We start from the raw sequence: 17,186 nt of genomic DNA on the forward strand, positions 1-17,186 counted from the left end.
TGCGGCATCCAGAACCACAGACCCGGCCCATTGTATCTGATTTCGATTTTGTTTGCCGTATTTGCCACGCCCCCCGGCAGCCCTGTTTACACAAAGCGGGGTTGCCATAGGCTGCGGCCAGCTTTACCGCATCATAGCCCCACAAATGCCGCCGCTTTGCCAGAGCAAGCGCACACCGCAGGGACTTCCCTTCAAGTCTGTGAGGGATTGTGAAAAAGTACCATTATGATCTGTGCCGTCGTCGCGCCCGGCCTGCCACAGCCGGGTCAATGAGTTGCGTGGATCGCTCGGACAGCCGGATTCATCACCTCCTTAGCTGCCTGTCTTTGCGCCGCCCCATTTGCCGCTCGGAACACAGAATGACGTACCTACAGCAACGTATATTCGGTTGTCAAGGAACAGCGAGGGGCGTGGCAGTTATGACATTTTTACATTTGGGGCGGGCCGGAGTTTGTGCTGTGCGGCCACACCCGTCAGGCTTGTCCTGCCTAAAAATATGTCCCTCTATTATTCCGTACATTTTTCGGGGCAAAGTTGCCGTCTGTCAGAAAATTTCTTTGAAATATTTTTCCAGGCTATGCAACCCGGCTTCGATAGAACGGGTGATCCGGCTTTTATGCGTCCCCTCTGCTTTGGCAATGTCCGCTTTGCTCATACCAAGGAAGAAATGTGCGTAAATCCGTTGGCGCTGTTTCTCTGGCAGCATGGCAAGCCCTTTGTAGAGGGCTTCCGTCATTTGGCGCTGTTCAAAAATTTCTGCCGGGTTAAACGGTTTTTGCATTATCTCACGTTCAATACCTTCATCACGATCCAGAGAGTAAAATGCTTTGTAGCGGTATGTACGAATCCGGTATGCTTCTTCCAAAAGCATATATTCACGAAGGAGCAGCGCCACCTCATCCGGCACTTCCACAATAACATCCTGTGTATAAAACGGGTAGTAATCCCGCAGATTGATTTCTTTCATGGGTAATTCCTCCAATTTCGATTTTTAAGTTGTTAGGCAAAATCGAAATCAGAGGGTGGGGAGCGGCAGCGTGGATAATTCTTGCTGCCGCTGCCACTTGTATATGAAATGCGCGTCCGCAAAAGATTAGGCGCATGGGAAGGGGTATAAGAAAAAGTTCCCGCAAATATGGTTAAACTAAAAAATGCCGCAATCCACACCACATGGATTACGGCGCATAAAGCTCTATATGCAAAATAACCTTTTTGTTGAATATTCCCCTTTGGTAGCATTTATCAGCCCTCCCCGAAAAGGAAGCGCAGAAGGCTTATCCTTTCAGCCTCCTTTTGGGGAAATTATATAGGGGTAAATTCTATATTTTTCCTTGAAATATCATAGTTCTGGTAAGGCTTATATAAAGTGTGTTTTGAGGTAATCACGGTCTCGAACGGATTTTACAAAAGATCCCCATATTATGATAAAGACCACAAGACAAATAAAATTGCCTCATGGTCTTTATCACAATACTTCAAATTTGTAACCAATGCCAATAACACTTTTAATGTAGTCCGGGGAACCAGGTATGATTTTCAATTTCTTCCGCAGATTACTCACATGGTTATTGACTGCCTTGCGGGAGTAGTAGGAATAATCCTCGTTCCAGACCAATTCCATAATCAGTTCATAAGTAAATACCCGCTTCGGGTGAGTAATTAACAAAGCGAGGATGTCAAATTCCTTAGCTGTTAATTTGATTTCCTGCCCACCGATATATACAAGTCGCTGCTCCTGGCAGAAGTATAAGTCACCCATGTGAATCTCTGTAAACGGTTCATCCAGGACTGTATGCCCCTTATTAGTTTCGGAAATGGCGAATGGGCTGTCAGCCGGATTGTTCTGTTGCTTTTGAGAATCGAGAAGATAATTTACTAACTCCTGACGCTGACGGGCGCTTAACAACATGAGCAGCTTTTCCGCAATTCTGCTGCCCGGTTCAGATATATCAAATACAGCTAATTTCCCATATCGTCACATCCCTTCCGCCAGTATAGGCATTTATTTCGTCGTTTCAATCGAATACCCAAATTTTACTGCCTTTTAAAAGTTAGCCTTAATTGTCCTCACTATCTTTTGAACGATTGTTTGAATTCTTCTTATCATTATACTTTTTCATAATTACAATTTTGAGAAGCCCAATAGCAATTAAAACACCAATCAGTATCAGCCACCAATACCAAGCCATATTATATATCACCTCCTAACCAGCTAATTTTTTCAATAACTTGCTTATCAATACATAGAACCATATAGAAGCAACGAGTAAAGCAATCAGCAAATTTATATAACCATTGTTCTGTATTGCTTTTCCCACCCAAAATGAGGGTAGAAAACCAACTACATATTGAAATATACCCTTTACAAAAAAAGGGACTGGAATACCTAATAGTGTAAGTGCAGAGAGTTTTGTTACAGCCATACCCTCTAATTTATTACCTGATAACGTAATAATCATAAGTGAAACAATGATTGCCTGTACTGAGCCGAGAAGCGCCAAACATATTGTCATTCCAATGGACAACTTTTCTAATGAAAAAAGCAACAGTACGATATAAGCAATGACCGCTGAAATAATTGAGGGTACTACCAACCTTGTAAAGAGATACCCCGCCTTACCAAGAGGGGTAATTGAAAAGTACCGCGATACTTTATCATCGATTTCCTCTAACGTAATCATGGCAAATGCAAAACAAAGCAATACAGGAGCCATGATAGAAAGCAATAAATCAAAAATCGGATAGTACCCTTGCAAAGAAAACTCTGTTATTCTTTCAAGAAATGGAATACCAAACTTAATCAAGGCACCCATAATAAACGGTGTGAAACAGGCTGCAAACATCATAGGATCACTCTTGATTTGCCTAAATACCTGTATGGTACTGGATAATATCTTTTTCATAGCTTTACACCCCCTAAACTTCTCCACATATGCTCAACCGTATGCCGCGCAACCATATAGAGGATAATCAGCGTAGAAAATACAAGTATCGTATCAAATGATAGTAAAGAGCTTGTTCCGGTTATAAGGTTCATGCAGGATATAAACGGAAAAAAGCAAAATATTTTTGGCAATTCCACAAATAGACCAACAATAGGTGGAACAAAACAAACAATTTCTATCGGCATAATTACAATGAGAAATTGGTTCAAGTTTGAAATTTTTGTAGCTGCAATTATGCCGAGCATAGTAAAGATTGCCGATGTTAAGGCGGTTCCAACGGCGATACCGAGTAAATGATTGCTCCCGGAAACTAATCCTAATATCAATGCAATAATTGTGGAAATAGTAATCAGCGCGATTGTTTTTGAAAGTATATATTCCGATATCTTTACAGGTGATACCACCATAGCATTTAATACCTTTTGACTTTTTTCTAAAAGTACAATCGCCCCCATAAAAAACAAGCCCATAGCTGCCGGGTCAGAGTAAATCATGATAGCAGCAATATCTTTTTTCCAATGCTCCGGCAAGGCAGCAATCGCGCATACATACAAAAGCGTTAAAATAAAGTAAATAAAGTAGAAACCATATTTCCATTGGAAATGTATATCTCCACGGATTAAACGTCCTAATCTCATTGAAGTGTCCTCCCCGTAATATCAACAAAAATATCATTTAGTGTAGGCTCACTACTGTGAATAGAAAGCAGACGGTTTTCGGCAATTAAACTTTTCAATGTCATATCTTCTACGGTTCTGTCAAGCAGACATTCCCCTGTTTTTTCTCCATTGTCAAAATAGGTATATTGAATTTTTGCAGCTCCCCTTGACATAATTAAATTATGCGGGCTATCCAATGCACTAACCTTTCCTGCAACGATAAAAGCCACTTGATCACATAGTTCTGTTGCGTCAAACATATTGTGAGTTGTGATTATGACAGTTTTTCCGCGCTTTTTCTCTGCAAGAATAATGTCTTTCATCAAACGATTATTCGTAGGGTCAAGACCGCTTGTCGGTTCATCAAGAAATAATATATCCGGGTCATGAATTAACGCCTTGATAAAATTCAAGCGGGAACGCATACCTTTGGAAAAGTCAGCAACTTTTTTGTCCCCGTCATTTTCCAAGCCTACCATATGCAATAATTCATCAATAGACCGAGGTTGCTTTTCATATAGAGAAGCAAAATAGGCGAGATTTTGTCGTGCTGTGAATTTCTCGTAGCAGGTTGAAAATTCAAAGTCTACCCCAATATTTTCATAAAACTGATTTGTATGCTCCCTTATTTCTGTACCTGCAACTTTTACGCTGCCTTTATATCTTGTATTAAGCCCAGTTAAAACTTTTTGAATAGTTGATTTTCCAGCACCAGAGGGTCCTAAAAAACCAAAAATTTCTCCTCTCCCAACATGGAAACTTACATTCTCCACAAACGGTTTGTCAGTATAGCTAAAATACAGTTTTTTTACATCAATCATTATTCATTCCTCCTTTAACTTTATGACACTTATAGATATATAGTCATATAAACTGTTAAAAATTTGTTTGGCTACCTGCCTGTCAAATAACCAAACAAAATTGTTACTCTGCTACTACTTGCTGAATAATACCATTCACTAAAAGATTTTGTATCATATTCAGTTCTTCGTCCTCTTTGAATTGTTCCAAACAGGATAAAACAGAATACAGGGATTTTATAATTACCGTATGCGGAACCAAAAATACAACCCCTAAATCTTCCAATATCTCCAATATACGAATATCACTGTACATATGATTTTCAAAAATATCTGACGATATTTTTCTTTGCAGATAGTCCATTAAAGATAAATCAATCTGTGAAAGAATAGGCGAAGTAATCACCCCCGTTAAACTTAGCATGATAACGTCCTTTGCTAAATCTCTATGGTTCTTATACTTTTTCTTTTTAATGGTTGTTTCTATACTTGTAAATAACTCTTTTTGTAAGCGAAAATTGATTTCAATATATAGATGTTCTTTACTGGGATAAAAAGCATAGAAAGACCCCTTTGATATGTTTACGGCGGCCACTAGATCATCAACCGTTACTTTTTTCAAACCGTGTAATGCAAACAGCTTTTCTCCCTCTTTCAAAAGTTTATTGCTGATGATTTCTTTCTCTTGTTCTGTAAATCGTGGCAATTTTTATAACCCCCTTATGACTAAATTGTTAGTATCGTCATGAAAAGTATAACATTCACTGCTCATATTATCAATATACTATCCGAGATATTTATGCAATGTAGGTTCCAATGCGTTTATTGTAGTGTCCGTGTCCTCATTAAAAATCATGTGACGATTAAGCTCTAAAGCAAGTAATTCCTTTTGCGGTACATGAATTAAATCAAATACTTTGTTGGTATAATCAAAGCTAAAAAGCGGGTCGCCTTTGGCAGTAATTAAAATAACAGGACATTGTATAGCCCCATTCTCCAGGCACGATAAGTCAGCATTAAATAAGCTGCCGACAAATCTTAAAGGATAATAGGGTAAAAGCATAGGGTCATTTAAGCAATCTTGTTTTGCCTGTTCACTATAAAATACTCTGTCATAGTCTAAATAAGCGTCTCCTGGAACCTTGTAGTTAGGCAGCAATTTTCCACCTACACGAAAGCCCCACTGTATCAGCCCCATAAAACGGTGCGACCATGCGGGATATTTTGTTAAGCTCATAGTTTCTTTTAATGTAGTCAGCATGATATTATGTGGAAAAACGGCTTTTAACCTTGTGTCCCTACCTGCCGCCATTGCAGCTAAAATCCCGCCTTGACTGGAACCCATGACAGCTATGTTTTCACCGAAATTTTCTATTCCGTAAGTTGTTGCGTCATATACATTATGCAACATATCTTCCACTATATAATTTTTTTTGATTTTAGGGCTTTTTCCGTGTGAAAGATAGTGAACACCTATTATATTAAACCCTCTTTCGCTCAATCCACATAGAAAATTCTCATACATGAGAGGGTGTGACATAGTACCCGGCAAAAAAACAATGGTAGGACTACTTCTTTCTGTATACCAAATAGAAAGTGTTATCGGAACATTATTTGAAGAAATGCCAACTTCTTTATACATACACCATACCTCCTATATGACTGATTTGATTTTATAGTCATATTATAGCTTATTGCAAGCAGAAAGTCAATAGCTATAAATACATACCATATTGCTGTGAGAATATCGAATCCTCACGGTGGGACTGTGTACTCACTGTGCAATCCATATCCGCAGCAAAGTCCACTCATGGCATTTTGTGAGCCTCGTCGAACCACGGACAACGATGTAAGGAGATTTACTATCTTCTATATATACACAGCCCCTCCTCTTGACAAACCCGTTTTAAATGAATATAATGTACTTGTACGATAAGTATAATAATGGACACAGGAGGGACATTGTGGAAATTATCATAAGCAGCAATACGAGCAAGCCGATATATGAGCAGATAACTTCACAGATAAAAGCCCTGATTATGAGCGGAGAATTACAAACAGGCGACCCTATTCCCTCTATGCGAGCGTTGGCAAAATCTATCCATGTAAGCGTTATTACCGTTCAAAAAGCGTATGAGGATTTACAAAGGGACGGATTTATTGAAACAACTATCGGCAGAGGAAGTTTTGTATCGGCACAGAATAAGGACTTTTATCAAGAGGAACAGCAGCGATTAGCAGAGGAACATTTACAGGAAGCCGCTGATATTGGACGAACAAGCGGTATATCGTTGAAAAAACTGATTGAGCTTTTATCGCTTTTTTATCAAGAGGAGGAGTGACTATGGACGCTATTTTACAGGTTGAAAATCTGACAAAACAGTACGCCGGTTTTATGTTAGACCATGTTTCGTTCTCTGTTCCCAAAGGAACTATCATGGGGCTTATTGGCGAAAATGGAGCCGGAAAAAGTACAACGATCAATGCAATTCTTGACCTTATCCATAAAGACGATGGTACAGTTACTTTTTGGGGACAGGAATTATCCTCATCAAGTCAGCTTAAAGAGGATATAGGTGTTGTTTTCGACGGCATCAATTTTTATGACACTTTGACGCCTGCCAAAGTCGGAAAAATCTCAAGTGCCGCCTATAAACAGTGGGACGAATATTTATATCAGGATTTTCTGAATCGCTTTCAGCTTCCATCAGATAAAGAGATTAAAACACTCTCCAAAGGAATGAAAATGAAATTGTGTATAGCCGTTGCGCTTTCCCATAAGCCAAAGCTGCTGATTTTAGATGAAGCTACCAGCGGTCTTGACCCTGTGATGCGGGATGATATTCTTGACGTATTTCTTGATTTTGTGCAGGACGAAAACCACTCCATTTTGATGTCGTCCCATATCACAACCGATTTAGAGAAGGTTGCAGATTACATTACTTTTATCCATCAGGGTAAAGTGCTTTTTTGTAAAACAAAAGACGAACTTCGTTACCACTATGGTATTATCCGTTGTGGAGCTGCAATGTTCGATCAGCTCGATAAAGATGAGATTTTGGCATACCGAAAAGATGATTACCAATGGAATGTGCTTGTAGCAGATAAAGGAAAAGCCAGAAGAAAATATAAAAATGCAGTAGTGGACGACGCAACAATCAACGATATTCTGCTGCTGTATGTGAAAGGAGAGCAAGCCCGATGAAAAGCCTTATTTTGAAAGATTTATTCAATATCGGCCACAATGCGAAATCCATGCTGTTCATTCTCGTGGTTTTTGCCGTTGCGCTTATCCCATTTTCCGGCGTAGAGGGATATATATTTGTATGTGCAATTTTGTGCAGCATGATGATCGTAACAACCTTTTCTTTTGATGACAATTCCAAATGGACGCGATATGCCATGATAATGCCTGTTTCAAAGAAGGAGTTAGTGGTCGGGAAATTTGTTGTATTAGCAATCTTTTGTGCTGTCGGCAGCCTGTTTGGTCTGGTGATTGGTTCCATCAGTGGATTTGCTATGAGAAAAATCACTTTTGACTTCGCGGGAATTGGAGAGCTGTTATTTTTGGCTTTGGCAGCATGGGTGATCTCCCTGATCTTTGGAAGTATGTCAATCCCCCTTGTGTTCAAATTCGGAGCCGAAAAAGGCCGTGTGCTGCTGTTAGTATCATTCCTCATTCCGGCAGGGATTTGTTTTGGGATATACCAGCTTCTTACCATACTGGGAGTTGAATTGACAGACCAGCTTGTGTTTATCCTTCTGTGCTGTTCTCCGCTCCTTGCATTGGCGTGGTGCTATGTAATGTACCAAATCAGTTATCATATCTTTTCAAGACAGGAACTTTGATTTTAACCTATATAGGAGGCATTTTTATGGAAAGTAAGAGATTTGAAATTACAGAAACCGAGGGAAGCGTTAAGGGCTTTTATGTGGTAGTAGATAATGAAACCGGTGTTAATTACCTTGTCGCAAAGTTTGGAACGGGCGGGGGTATTTGCCCATTAGTTGATAAAGACGGAAAGCCCCTCGTGACAAAATAAAGTAATCGAAACGAAAAGCGGAGAGTGATTTTCTCTCCGCTTTTCGTTTGGAAATGACGAATGTCATCAGTATACCAGTTCAGTTAGTCATGAAATGCAAAAATTGAAATATGTATCAGGGTACGGTTCATCTGCCAGAACATAATGCCACCATTCGTTACAATAGGCTTCAAATCCACTGCTTTCCATAATATGGCGCAGACATTCCCGGTTCCTTGATTCCGCCTCTGTCAGACCGCCAGCAGTATGATGGGACCGTTCATCCATAAAATCAAAGTCTCCGCCCATAGTCACTCTGGCATATTTTTTGAAAAAATTAGTAAAGTGACTCTGACTGCTAAATCCAAGCTGATAGGTAATATTTGATAAGTCTTCCCCGGCCTTCAGCAATTTTTTGGCTTCTGTCATTTTAATACATTCAATATAGCGATAAGGAGATATACCTTTTTCTTTCGTAAACATACGAATAAAGTGATACTTGCTAAAGCCGGTAAAGGAACTCAAATCACATAAAGAAATATTTGTGGCATAATGCCTTTCAATATACCCGCAAGCGCGTTCGACACTATCCGAAATTTCCATTTGTTCGTATTCCAATGATTGAGTATAATCTGCAACCAAATCACCGATAATCATATAAAGCAGCTCTTCCTTTTGCAGATCACAATATGATCCATTTTCAATTAAATCAATCAACTCTTTGATTTGCGGAATAAGGTCGCTCTGGTGAACAATTTGCGGCTCAAAATACGGGCATATAGCATATCCTATACATTCCAACGCCAATTCTTCCATGCGTTCAGTCGTGATGTGAAAACATCTAAAATCCAACAGTTCCTTTTTCAACTCTAAACAAGTATGGTTGTCATTGGGATTAAAAGGAGCAGATCATTTTTTCTGCTGTATACTCCCTACCTTGACAGATTACCCGTCGGTTTCTGCTTTCGATATAGCCTAATTCATAGTAATCATGAAAATGCGGAGGTAAATTCTCTATCATTCCTGTCAGCGTTAATACCTCTATATTAAGTTTTTCGTCAAAAACAATTCTGCTGTCAGAGTTGTCCATAAGTCACCTCCACAAAGTTGTTCCAATAATATCATTATAATTTATGTGTATCTCGTTTTCTTGCATAATGTTGTGTTTCCATTTCCTGTTATGACGGTATGCGTTTCCGAAGATTGATAAGGCGAAAAACATCCTCCATAATCTCACTATCCCGTACCTCCAGCATCAACCACTTCTGTCCATTTCCGGTTTTCGTGTTTTTAAATACTGTCTGCACATAGTCGGAACATAGCGGCATAAGAAGCTCTGTCTCCGTAAGCTCATGACTTCCTGCAACCACGAGGGCAATAAAATAGCCTTCCATCGGATAGAGTGTGCAAAGAGACTTCCCGCCTTTTTTATACTTAATATTCCAGCCGGCCTGCATGGAACAAAGGCTGTATTCCATGCAGGGCTTGACTTGATAGGCGGCCTGTATACGGCTATTTAACTCCGCCCATAACGGGTTGCCGATATATTCTGTGACCTGCCCCCAGGTTGGCAGTGTTGCATTTGAATAGAGCATATTCCAATCCATCCTAATTTCCCTCCTTAGGCTTTACTATCCAGTGGCAACGGCTTGACCCAAATTTCCATACAAGGTATACCCTCTGAGTCACGATAATACTTCTCTGCAGAGAAAGACTCCGTAGTTAAGCTATGGTGGGGCAGCCATGTACCGAAAAGGTACTTGCTGGCCCGATCCAAAGCGGCCGTCACCAAATCCTCGAATTTTTCTGCTTCGATTTTGCAAACAATGTATTCGCCTGCCGGAAGTTCTTTCTTTGAAAAGCCATCCTGTAGCTGATCTGGAATATTTTGAACAAGCCCACCCGCAAAATAAGTAAAAAGGTTCTGTGTAGTATCTTTCGTGTAGGACATTCCCATTTCTACAGTAGTATTGAGATTGGCTGCGATTGAAGCCTTCTTCATGTGATAGCGATTCCAAAGCTGTCCTGGCACATCTACACCTGTGCTTTCACCAACCGGGATTTGTTCAGAAATGCGAACTTCCGTTTCCAGGCCGAGGTAAATTTCCGGTTTTTCCAATGTCTTTCTCTGGATTTCCAAGACGATATTTCCTACCACCAGCGGAACCCCGTCGTCTACTAAAACGTAATTCATAGAAACTTCCGGCTTGTCGAATGTATTGAGCATCGGTAAATCTCTCCTATATTTTTCGGGCGTAATCCCATACGTTTCCTTGAAAGCCCGTGTAAAATTCGCATGGCTTGAAAAGCCATAGTCCAAGGCAACGTCAAGAATCCTCTGTTCGGTACTTTTCAGATTTTCAATAACCTTTGCCAGACGGCGGAGCTTCACATATTCCTGAACCGGTTTATTTACCAGCCGCTTGAACGAGCGCTGAAAATAAAAGGGGGACAGACCTACAGTATTTGCTAGTTCTTCCGTTGAAATTTCCTTTGTCAGGTGTTCCTCGATAAAAGTCAAGGATTGTTCGATTGCTTCATATGCGTGCATTGCGGCACCTCCTATATTTGATGTTCAAATTATATCATTTTATTTTTTACCAGGCTTTTCACGCAATGCGCTTTTGGATTAAGAAAATGCACTTTGTAGAATAGAGACATGGAATAAGGGCTGCTGAACGACGGCTTTTTTCTTTTGCTGTCAACCTTCAGATTAGGTCTATATGGTTTCAGTTTTTTCGGAAAAAGCGTTCACAGTGCTCGTAAGGGGGTAGCCCCTTATCGGTGATTTCAATATAATCAGCTTTAGTCATACCGTACAAATAGTAATCGCAGTATGTGTTTACCATTTTACCCTCACGGATAAGTCCCTCACGCTTGAAGCCTGCTTTTTCCAAAGTTTTATACGATGCAATATTTTGTACATGAAAATCAGCCCATAAACGCTGTAATTCCGTTTCTTCAAAGCAGAAGATAGCTGCTCTCGCCAGTGCTTCTGTCATAAGTCTATTACCTTGATAGGCAGGTGAAAGGCGAAATGCCACTTTTGCCATGCGGTCATTCTCAATGAGATATTATACCGTCTTTCTTTCAGTCTATCAATGTTGCTGCGTGGTACGAGAGTAAACATTTCTGTAGACCAGTTCTTTTATCCTGATAGGCAGAACTTTTTCCGGGGTGCCACTAAATGATTTGCCCATGCCGCACTGTTTATTCAATATCACGCAACCTCTCCACAATGGATTTCTTTTGGAGAAGATAGATCCCCACCTTTGTTATAACCGCTGGCATGGCAAGAACAATAATCGCATACAAAAGTGCAAACCATATTGGATAAGCCCAGTGCAAATAATTCATGCCGATACTGTTCAGACCACGAATCAACATAAACAGCTTCTCCGCAATCTGTCTGCCATTCTCCGATATATCCAATACAGCTAATTTCCCATGTCATCACCTCCTACTATATGCTAACTGGAATTTTTGAAGATTTCATAAAGATTTGAAAAAAGGGCAGCCCGAAAGCTGCCCCAAAAATCAATATGGAATTTTGATTGTAACTTGCGCACCTCCAGTTTTTTCGGAATTACCTAAAATAAGTTGCCCGTTGTGTTGTTGGACAATGGATTTTGTGATAAACAGGCCCATTCCAAAGTGCAGGTTAGAGCTGCGGCTATGATCTGCCATATAAAACTGTTCTTGCGCATGTCGCAAATCTTCCTGTGAAAAGCCAGGGCCTGTATCTGTTACCGTGATTTTCAAATTTTCTTTATCGCCTGTCATGGAGATATGAATGAAGCTGTCCTTTGAGGAATAATCCAGCGCATTATTTACCACGTTCATAATCGCCCGTTCCAGCAGCAGCTTATCCGCAGACAGTACGGTAGGCAAGTGATCTGCTTTCATCTGTAATCCGATTTTTTTCGTCTGGCACAGGGCGTCAATCTGTCCCCGTATCTGTTCTACATAAGTAGGCAGGTTAATATCTTCCATGTGAAGCTGATAGCCGGTCGCCGCCCGTGAAATGTCGATCAGCGTCCGAATGTATAACTGCATCTGTTCGGAACTGCTGCTGATATATTCCACATATAAACGCTGTTCCTCGTCCAGCTCCGTTTCGCTGATAAGGTCGGCATTTCCCTGAATAACTGTTAAGGGCGTTTTCAGATCGTGGGCAAGTGCGGCAATCTGTTCTTTCTGCATCTGTTCGGCTTTCCACTGTTGTTCCAAAGAGACTTTCAGACTTTCTTTCATGTGTGAAAAAGAAATTAGCACATCTTCAAAATCCTTAATGCGTGAATGTCCAACTTCAAAATCAAGGTTCTGTTTTGCTACTTCCGAAGTTGCTTCAAACAGAGGGTTAAGCTGCAACCGCAGCTTTTTCGCAAAGCTGGTCGTTAAGAACAGGCAGACCAATATACTGCCTACTACGATTAGCATAATCAGCAATATATCCGGGGATGGAAGATGCTCATTCATCCACTCGTCTGTAAATTGAGCACCGATATAGTATTGCAGAATAACATATTCGCTTGCACGGGTAACAAGCAAATATCTCTTTTGCAGGTTTTGATCGCTTGCGCCCGTGGTTGCATACCGCATGGCCTGTTCCAGCTCGTGTTTGTCTAAAGTGGTTTCAATAAGCTGGTAGTTCTTATCCAGCAGAGCATATTCAATCCCCATCGGTATATGAACATCAGATAAATCAGGCGTAGCCGCAAGGATCGGCGCAAGCTCATTCGCCTTTATTTCTGAATAGTCACCATAGGCTATAAACCCTAAACTCGTGCTGACGGTCATAAGCAAAAATGGAATGGCAACTGCACCAAGCAAACCGCCAAGCAACATAAATAAGAAGCGCCAAAAAGCTGTTTTAAGTGATGCCGTTTTCTTCATTCCCATTTGTACCCAATCCCCCATACTGTTGTTATTGGCTGAATATCAAAATGGTTCAGTTTCGCCCGGATGTTCTTAATGTGAGTGGCAATCGTGGAATTGTCACTTTCTCCGTCCAAACTGAAAACAGCTTCGTATATCTGTTCTCGTGTAAATACCTTCCCTTTATTGCGGGCAAGAAATTCACAGATCATATATTCACTTTTGGTAAGGGACACGGTTTTCCCATCTACCTGTACCGTTTTGGCCGACAAATCTATTTTAATATGGTCGAAGTTCAGACAGCTATGGCGTTCCCTTTGTTCCCGGCGTATATGGGCGTTTACTCTGGCTCGCAGCTCCGGGATACGGAAAGGCTTTGTCAGATAGTCGTCAGCGCCCAGCCCCAGGCCAAAAGTAATATCATTCTCCATTGTTTTAGCTGTGAGGAACAGAATCGGGCAGTCAACCATACCTCGGATTTTTTCGCAGAACGAAAAGCCATCGGTTCCGGGCATCATAATGTCCAGTATGATTAAATCATAGCGGTTCAACTTATCCAGCGGCACCTGTTCCGCAGACGTATAGCCTGCTACCATGTGGCCGTCCTTTTGCAGTCCGTTTTTAATTAGCTCTAAAATGGGCTGTTCATCATCTACTGCAAGAATCGCAGCCATTTTTACCGCCTCCCTTTGTCGAAAATCACTTTTCACATTATACCACAAGTCAGGATAAATTACTGCACCTTTGCGATATAGTATTGATTATTTACTTTTACGGCAACTGCATCCGCTGGATCGGTGCCGGAAATCTCATACACACCCACATAGAACCACCGTTCCCGCTGCTGTTCGGCAGAAGTACCGGCCCAATCAATTTTATTAAGTTCTTCCTTTGACAACGGACGCTTGCTTTCTGCGTCAAAAGTCACTGTTTCGCTCAGAATATCCAGATATGTCCCAAGCTGATCTTTTGGCACGGTTTCCTCTGTCACCTGATAAATACGATCACCATAGATCAGTTGCGTTGCATTTTGCGGATTGACTTCATAGCTGCCGCTTGTATTTTCAGCGGCGGTTTTGAAGTCAAAGACTTCATCCTCTGCTGTGAGCTGGTTGCTCGGCACCGCTTCATGGTAGCCACCGTTGACATCCACAATCAACTGAGAGGTATTATTGGGGACTGCGTACACATTCAAAAATGGGATGATGTATTTGGCATCCGGGGCTTTGTCGGCCAGATCGGACAGAGTTTCAAAAGAGGCGGTTTCAATCGCTTCCTGAACCAAAACAGTTCCATTTTCGTCCACTGCCGCAAGCTGTCGGATATACCCAAGCCATTCACCAAGCCCATCATTGGAAACGGTATTATTGAGAATGGTGTACGACTCCCCCTTGTAGGTAAACTGCGTCACATCTTCACTGACTAAGTAGCATTGCTCCTTGTTGCTGGAATATTCCCTGATCCCATTTTGCAGGACAGAGCAGCCAGACAGGACACAGCAGAAGCATACCATAAGAAACATTCCCCCGAAAAATTTTATCGTCTTATTCATCATTCTTTCGTCCCTCCCAGCGAGAAAACCAATGGAGAATTGCAAGCAAACTGCCAACAGATAATGCGACAACGAAAATCCACTGTACGGCATTTGCAGCCAGCTTGCCGTTCAATACATCATGCACCCAATTTACAGACCATGAAAAAGGAATGTACCGCCACAGACCATGCAACTCAATGTTGCTATATAAGACACATTGCAGACATTCAAATACGCCCCAAAACAGGGAAATACCTAACCCAAATTTCAGACTAAGGAACAGGTGCAGCGCATATATTACGAAGTTGCCCATTGCCAGTCCCAGCACAGATTGTATCAGCAGGCCCCACGGGATAATTTCTGTCCGGCTCATTCCTGCCCCAATTACAAACAGTGCAAAAAGCAGCGCCAAAGAAAAAATACCAGACAGATACAGAGCAGCGAATTTTGCCAGTAGTATTTTCCGGCGATCCGGCATCACCAGCAGGCTTTGAAAATGCGAGGCTCTTTCTTCCTGCGTGATATTCAAACCGACAATAATGCTTATCAAAAGCGGAAATACCATTGCGGTCAGTTCCAGAAGCAAGCGCAATCTTTTCAATCCATCGACATTATGATAAAGCAGGAAGTAAAATACAAACAGGACAGCCCCCGCTATGGGGATCACTGTATGAATGCCAAAATAGGATGTATGCCGCTGTTTCATAAAATCGGCACGAATCAGAGCAATCATTTCCATTTACTTCCCCTCTTTCTTTGAAAAATTAGCTGCATCCCAAAGAGTGAGCAGGACGCATAGGATCACAGAGAATACCAGCGGCAGCAAAACGCTCCATGAAAAAGCCGCAACACCTGCAAAGGTTCCATTGCTTTCAATTCCCATAAGCAGTTCCGCCGTTTTTGCGGCCCAGCAATAGGGGCATACCCACGCAAGAGCTGTATTACCAAGCAAGCTGGGTATGAGAATACCCAGCAGGGTGTTAGCTGCAATCGGGAGCAGCAAGCCGGTTTTTCGTGCCAGAAACAGGCAGAGGGGGACTTGCCAGATTGAGGCAATCATCAAGGCGACACTTCCAGCAAAGTTTTGTCCCATGGAATATACGGCCAGAGTTGGGGAAATCAAATTGCTTACTGCGGCAAAAACAGCCAAGAATACCGCAGCCACAAGTAATTTCTCAATCAGAATCAATACTTTTGCATATTCAAACTGTTTCAGGCTGATAGGCGCAGATAATACAGAGTAATACTTTCCGGCCCGTTCTTCTTTCTGATGGGCAAGGGAACACAAAATAGCAATCGTTCCGGGAAGAAGAAATGCATACCACCAGTAAAAGGTCATATACTGGAAACCATGAAAGCCGCCGACAATCCACGCAAAGAGAGCTGTCAAAAGGGGCGCAATAAGCAGCAGCTTATTTGAAATTGTCCGTTTGAATTTAAGATGTTCTGCTTTCAGGTAATTCATCTTTTACACCTCCTTGTGGTGGCGCTTTACCACGTCCATAAATAGCTGTTCCAGATTTTCGCCGGTGCGAAGTTCATTCTCATATCCCAGCACACCACCAGCAATGATGCCTATGTGATCGGCAATCTGCTGAACTTCCGACAGAATGTGGCTAGATAGAATCACTGTAATCCCTTTTGCGGGGAAAGAACGGATCAGCTCCCGGAGTTCTTCAATACCTACCGGGTCAAGGCCATTGGTCGGCTCGTCAAGAATTAAAAGCTGCGGGCTGTTCAACAGGGCAATGGCAATACCAAGGCGTTGCTTCATGCCGAGGGAGAATTGCCCGGCTCGCTTTTTACCTGTGTCGGTCAGACGGACGATGTGCAAGACTTCATCAATTCGTTTATCCGGCAGACCCAGCATCGTTGTCCGTACTTTTAGGTTTTCGTATGCAGTCAGGTTTCCGTACAGAGGCGGTGTTTCAATCAATGCGCCGATCTGCGTCAAATCGCTGCGTTGCCACGGATGTCCGTCAAACTCGATGCTGCCGGAAGTGGGCTTCAAAATGCCTGTAATCATTTTGAGCGTGGTAGACTTGCCTGCCCCATTTGGCCCCAGCAATCCATAGACGGAATTTCTCTGAATGTTCAGAGCTACATTGTTTACTGCCATCTGCCCTTTGAAATTTTTGCAGAGGCCGGTTGTTTTCAAAATCATATCCATAACCTTTCGTCCTTTCTTTTGATTTCATAGACAGAATACAGGACAACTTTGAAGATTTCATAAAGATTTGCAAATTCGCAAGCAATGCAATCTTCCGTAAGATTGCGTATTTTGGCAGGAATCCGTTTCCGGTATTCCTGCCAAAATGCTTGTTGGTGACATATCCCCAAACCCCAGA

24 protein-coding genes and 2 pseudogenes are annotated in these 17,186 nt (G+C 41.7%); 4 read left to right on the forward strand and 22 right to left on the reverse strand.

Annotation, left to right across the window (positions count from 1 at the left end):
* Positions 1-544: 544 nt before the first annotated feature.
* The 9 genes from ACTO17_RS18095 to ACTO17_RS18135 all read right to left on the reverse strand — a co-directional run bounded on the left by ACTO17_RS18095 (position 545) and on the right by ACTO17_RS18135 (position 6,046).
* Complete coding sequence (locus ACTO17_RS18095) at positions 545-967, reverse strand: RNA polymerase sigma factor (RefSeq protein WP_257329149.1); 423 nt, start codon at positions 965-967, stop codon at positions 545-547.
* 32 nt (positions 968-999) lie between these two features.
* The gene (locus tag ACTO17_RS18100; RefSeq protein WP_155962092.1) at positions 1,000-1,239 is read right to left on the reverse strand and encodes a hypothetical protein; all 240 of its coding nucleotides are present in this window, start codon (positions 1,237-1,239) and stop codon (positions 1,000-1,002) included.
* Between the two features lie 226 nt (positions 1,240-1,465).
* Complete coding sequence (locus ACTO17_RS18105) at positions 1,466-1,909, reverse strand: winged helix-turn-helix domain-containing protein (RefSeq protein ID WP_482558919.1); 444 nt, start codon at positions 1,907-1,909, stop codon at positions 1,466-1,468.
* A gap of 148 nt (positions 1,910-2,057) precedes the next feature.
* Entirely contained in the window at positions 2,058-2,189 is a 132-nt protein-coding gene (locus ACTO17_RS18110) for a hypothetical protein (RefSeq protein WP_257329151.1), read from the reverse strand.
* A gap of 15 nt (positions 2,190-2,204) precedes the next feature.
* Entirely contained in the window at positions 2,205-2,903 is a 699-nt protein-coding gene (locus ACTO17_RS18115) for an ABC transporter permease (protein WP_482558920.1), read from the reverse strand.
* The gene (locus tag ACTO17_RS18120; protein ID WP_257329153.1) at positions 2,900-3,583 is read right to left on the reverse strand and encodes an ABC transporter permease; all 684 of its coding nucleotides are present in this window, start codon (positions 3,581-3,583) and stop codon (positions 2,900-2,902) included. The genes ACTO17_RS18115 and ACTO17_RS18120 overlap by 4 nt, the downstream gene beginning before the upstream one ends.
* Complete coding sequence (locus ACTO17_RS18125) at positions 3,580-4,425, reverse strand: ABC transporter ATP-binding protein (RefSeq protein WP_065534187.1); 846 nt, start codon at positions 4,423-4,425, stop codon at positions 3,580-3,582. The genes ACTO17_RS18120 and ACTO17_RS18125 overlap by 4 nt, the downstream gene beginning before the upstream one ends.
* A gap of 103 nt (positions 4,426-4,528) precedes the next feature.
* Positions 4,529-5,110: a TetR/AcrR family transcriptional regulator gene (locus tag ACTO17_RS18130; protein ID WP_257329154.1), complete on the reverse strand. Its 582-nt coding sequence runs from the start codon at positions 5,108-5,110 to the stop codon at positions 4,529-4,531.
* 78 nt (positions 5,111-5,188) lie between these two features.
* Positions 5,189-6,046 carry an alpha/beta hydrolase gene (locus ACTO17_RS18135; protein ID WP_257329155.1) on the reverse strand — a complete coding sequence of 286 codons (858 nt, stop codon included), beginning with the start codon at positions 6,044-6,046 and terminating at the stop codon, positions 5,189-5,191.
* A 322-nt stretch (positions 6,047-6,368) separates the two neighbouring features.
* On the opposite strand from ACTO17_RS18135, the gene ACTO17_RS18140 reads away from it, so the two are divergent.
* The 4 genes from ACTO17_RS18140 to ACTO17_RS18155 are packed head-to-tail and all read left to right on the forward strand — an operon-like array spanning position 6,369 to position 8,447.
* A complete protein-coding gene (locus ACTO17_RS18140; protein ID WP_016220536.1) occupies positions 6,369-6,746 on the forward strand; it encodes a GntR family transcriptional regulator in 378 nt (125 codons plus the stop codon).
* 2 nt (positions 6,747-6,748) lie between these two features.
* Positions 6,749-7,609 carry an ABC transporter ATP-binding protein gene (locus ACTO17_RS18145; RefSeq protein ID WP_257329156.1) on the forward strand — a complete coding sequence of 287 codons (861 nt, stop codon included), beginning with the start codon at positions 6,749-6,751 and terminating at the stop codon, positions 7,607-7,609.
* On the forward strand, positions 7,606-8,253 hold the full coding sequence (locus tag ACTO17_RS18150) for an ABC-2 transporter permease (RefSeq protein WP_257329157.1): 648 nt from the start codon (positions 7,606-7,608) through the stop codon (positions 8,251-8,253). Before ACTO17_RS18145 ends, ACTO17_RS18150 begins: the two co-directional genes overlap by 4 nt.
* 26 nt (positions 8,254-8,279) lie before the next feature.
* Positions 8,280-8,447, forward strand: a complete 168-nt coding sequence (locus ACTO17_RS18155) for a DUF6440 family protein (RefSeq protein WP_257329158.1) — start codon at positions 8,280-8,282, stop codon at positions 8,445-8,447.
* Positions 8,448-8,534: 87 nt separating this feature from the next.
* Here ACTO17_RS18155 and ACTO17_RS18160 read toward each other — a convergent pair.
* From ACTO17_RS18160 to ACTO17_RS18220, 13 genes and pseudogenes are all read right to left on the reverse strand, one after another.
* Positions 8,535-8,741: pseudogene (locus tag ACTO17_RS18160) on the reverse strand (M15 family metallopeptidase); the annotation flags it as partial.
* A gap of 6 nt (positions 8,742-8,747) precedes the next feature.
* Positions 8,748-9,242: pseudogene (locus tag ACTO17_RS18165) on the reverse strand (AraC family transcriptional regulator); the annotation flags it as partial.
* Positions 9,243-9,321: 79 nt separating this feature from the next.
* Complete coding sequence (locus ACTO17_RS18170; protein WP_482558921.1) at positions 9,322-9,516, reverse strand: cupin domain-containing protein; 195 nt, start codon at positions 9,514-9,516, stop codon at positions 9,322-9,324.
* Positions 9,517-9,604: 88 nt separating this feature from the next.
* Positions 9,605-10,033: a DUF3788 domain-containing protein gene (locus ACTO17_RS18175; RefSeq protein WP_482558922.1), complete on the reverse strand. Its 429-nt coding sequence runs from the start codon at positions 10,031-10,033 to the stop codon at positions 9,605-9,607.
* A 14-nt stretch (positions 10,034-10,047) separates the two neighbouring features.
* On the reverse strand, positions 10,048-10,977 hold the full coding sequence (locus ACTO17_RS18180) for a helix-turn-helix domain-containing protein (protein ID WP_482558923.1): 930 nt from the start codon (positions 10,975-10,977) through the stop codon (positions 10,048-10,050).
* Between the two features lie 178 nt (positions 10,978-11,155).
* Entirely contained in the window at positions 11,156-11,479 is a 324-nt protein-coding gene (locus ACTO17_RS18185; protein WP_482558924.1) for a GNAT family N-acetyltransferase, read from the reverse strand.
* A 157-nt stretch (positions 11,480-11,636) separates the two neighbouring features.
* On the reverse strand, positions 11,637-11,813 hold the full coding sequence (locus ACTO17_RS18190) for a hypothetical protein (protein WP_482558925.1): 177 nt from the start codon (positions 11,811-11,813) through the stop codon (positions 11,637-11,639).
* 150 nt (positions 11,814-11,963) lie between these two features.
* Positions 11,964-13,328, reverse strand: coding sequence for a sensor histidine kinase (locus tag ACTO17_RS18195; RefSeq protein WP_482558926.1), 1,365 nt, complete (start codon positions 13,326-13,328; stop codon positions 11,964-11,966).
* Positions 13,319-13,978 (reverse strand): response regulator transcription factor, encoded by a 660-nt coding sequence (locus tag ACTO17_RS18200; RefSeq protein ID WP_482558927.1) that lies wholly within the window; start codon positions 13,976-13,978, stop codon positions 13,319-13,321. Before ACTO17_RS18200 ends, ACTO17_RS18195 begins: the two co-directional genes overlap by 10 nt.
* A gap of 59 nt (positions 13,979-14,037) precedes the next feature.
* Positions 14,038-14,859: a NisI/SpaI family lantibiotic immunity lipoprotein gene (locus tag ACTO17_RS18205; protein ID WP_482558928.1), complete on the reverse strand. Its 822-nt coding sequence runs from the start codon at positions 14,857-14,859 to the stop codon at positions 14,038-14,040.
* Positions 14,849-15,577: a lantibiotic immunity ABC transporter MutG family permease subunit gene (locus ACTO17_RS18210; protein ID WP_482558929.1), complete on the reverse strand. Its 729-nt coding sequence runs from the start codon at positions 15,575-15,577 to the stop codon at positions 14,849-14,851. The genes ACTO17_RS18205 and ACTO17_RS18210 overlap by 11 nt, the downstream gene beginning before the upstream one ends.
* The gene (locus ACTO17_RS18215; protein WP_482558930.1) at positions 15,578-16,303 is read right to left on the reverse strand and encodes a lantibiotic immunity ABC transporter MutE/EpiE family permease subunit; all 726 of its coding nucleotides are present in this window, start codon (positions 16,301-16,303) and stop codon (positions 15,578-15,580) included. It abuts the gene before it with no gap.
* 3 nt (positions 16,304-16,306) lie between these two features.
* Complete coding sequence (locus tag ACTO17_RS18220; RefSeq protein WP_482558931.1) at positions 16,307-17,008, reverse strand: lantibiotic protection ABC transporter ATP-binding protein; 702 nt, start codon at positions 17,006-17,008, stop codon at positions 16,307-16,309.
* Between the last annotated feature and the right edge of the window lie 178 nt (positions 17,009-17,186).

Source organism: Petralouisia sp., assembly GCF_056822245.1.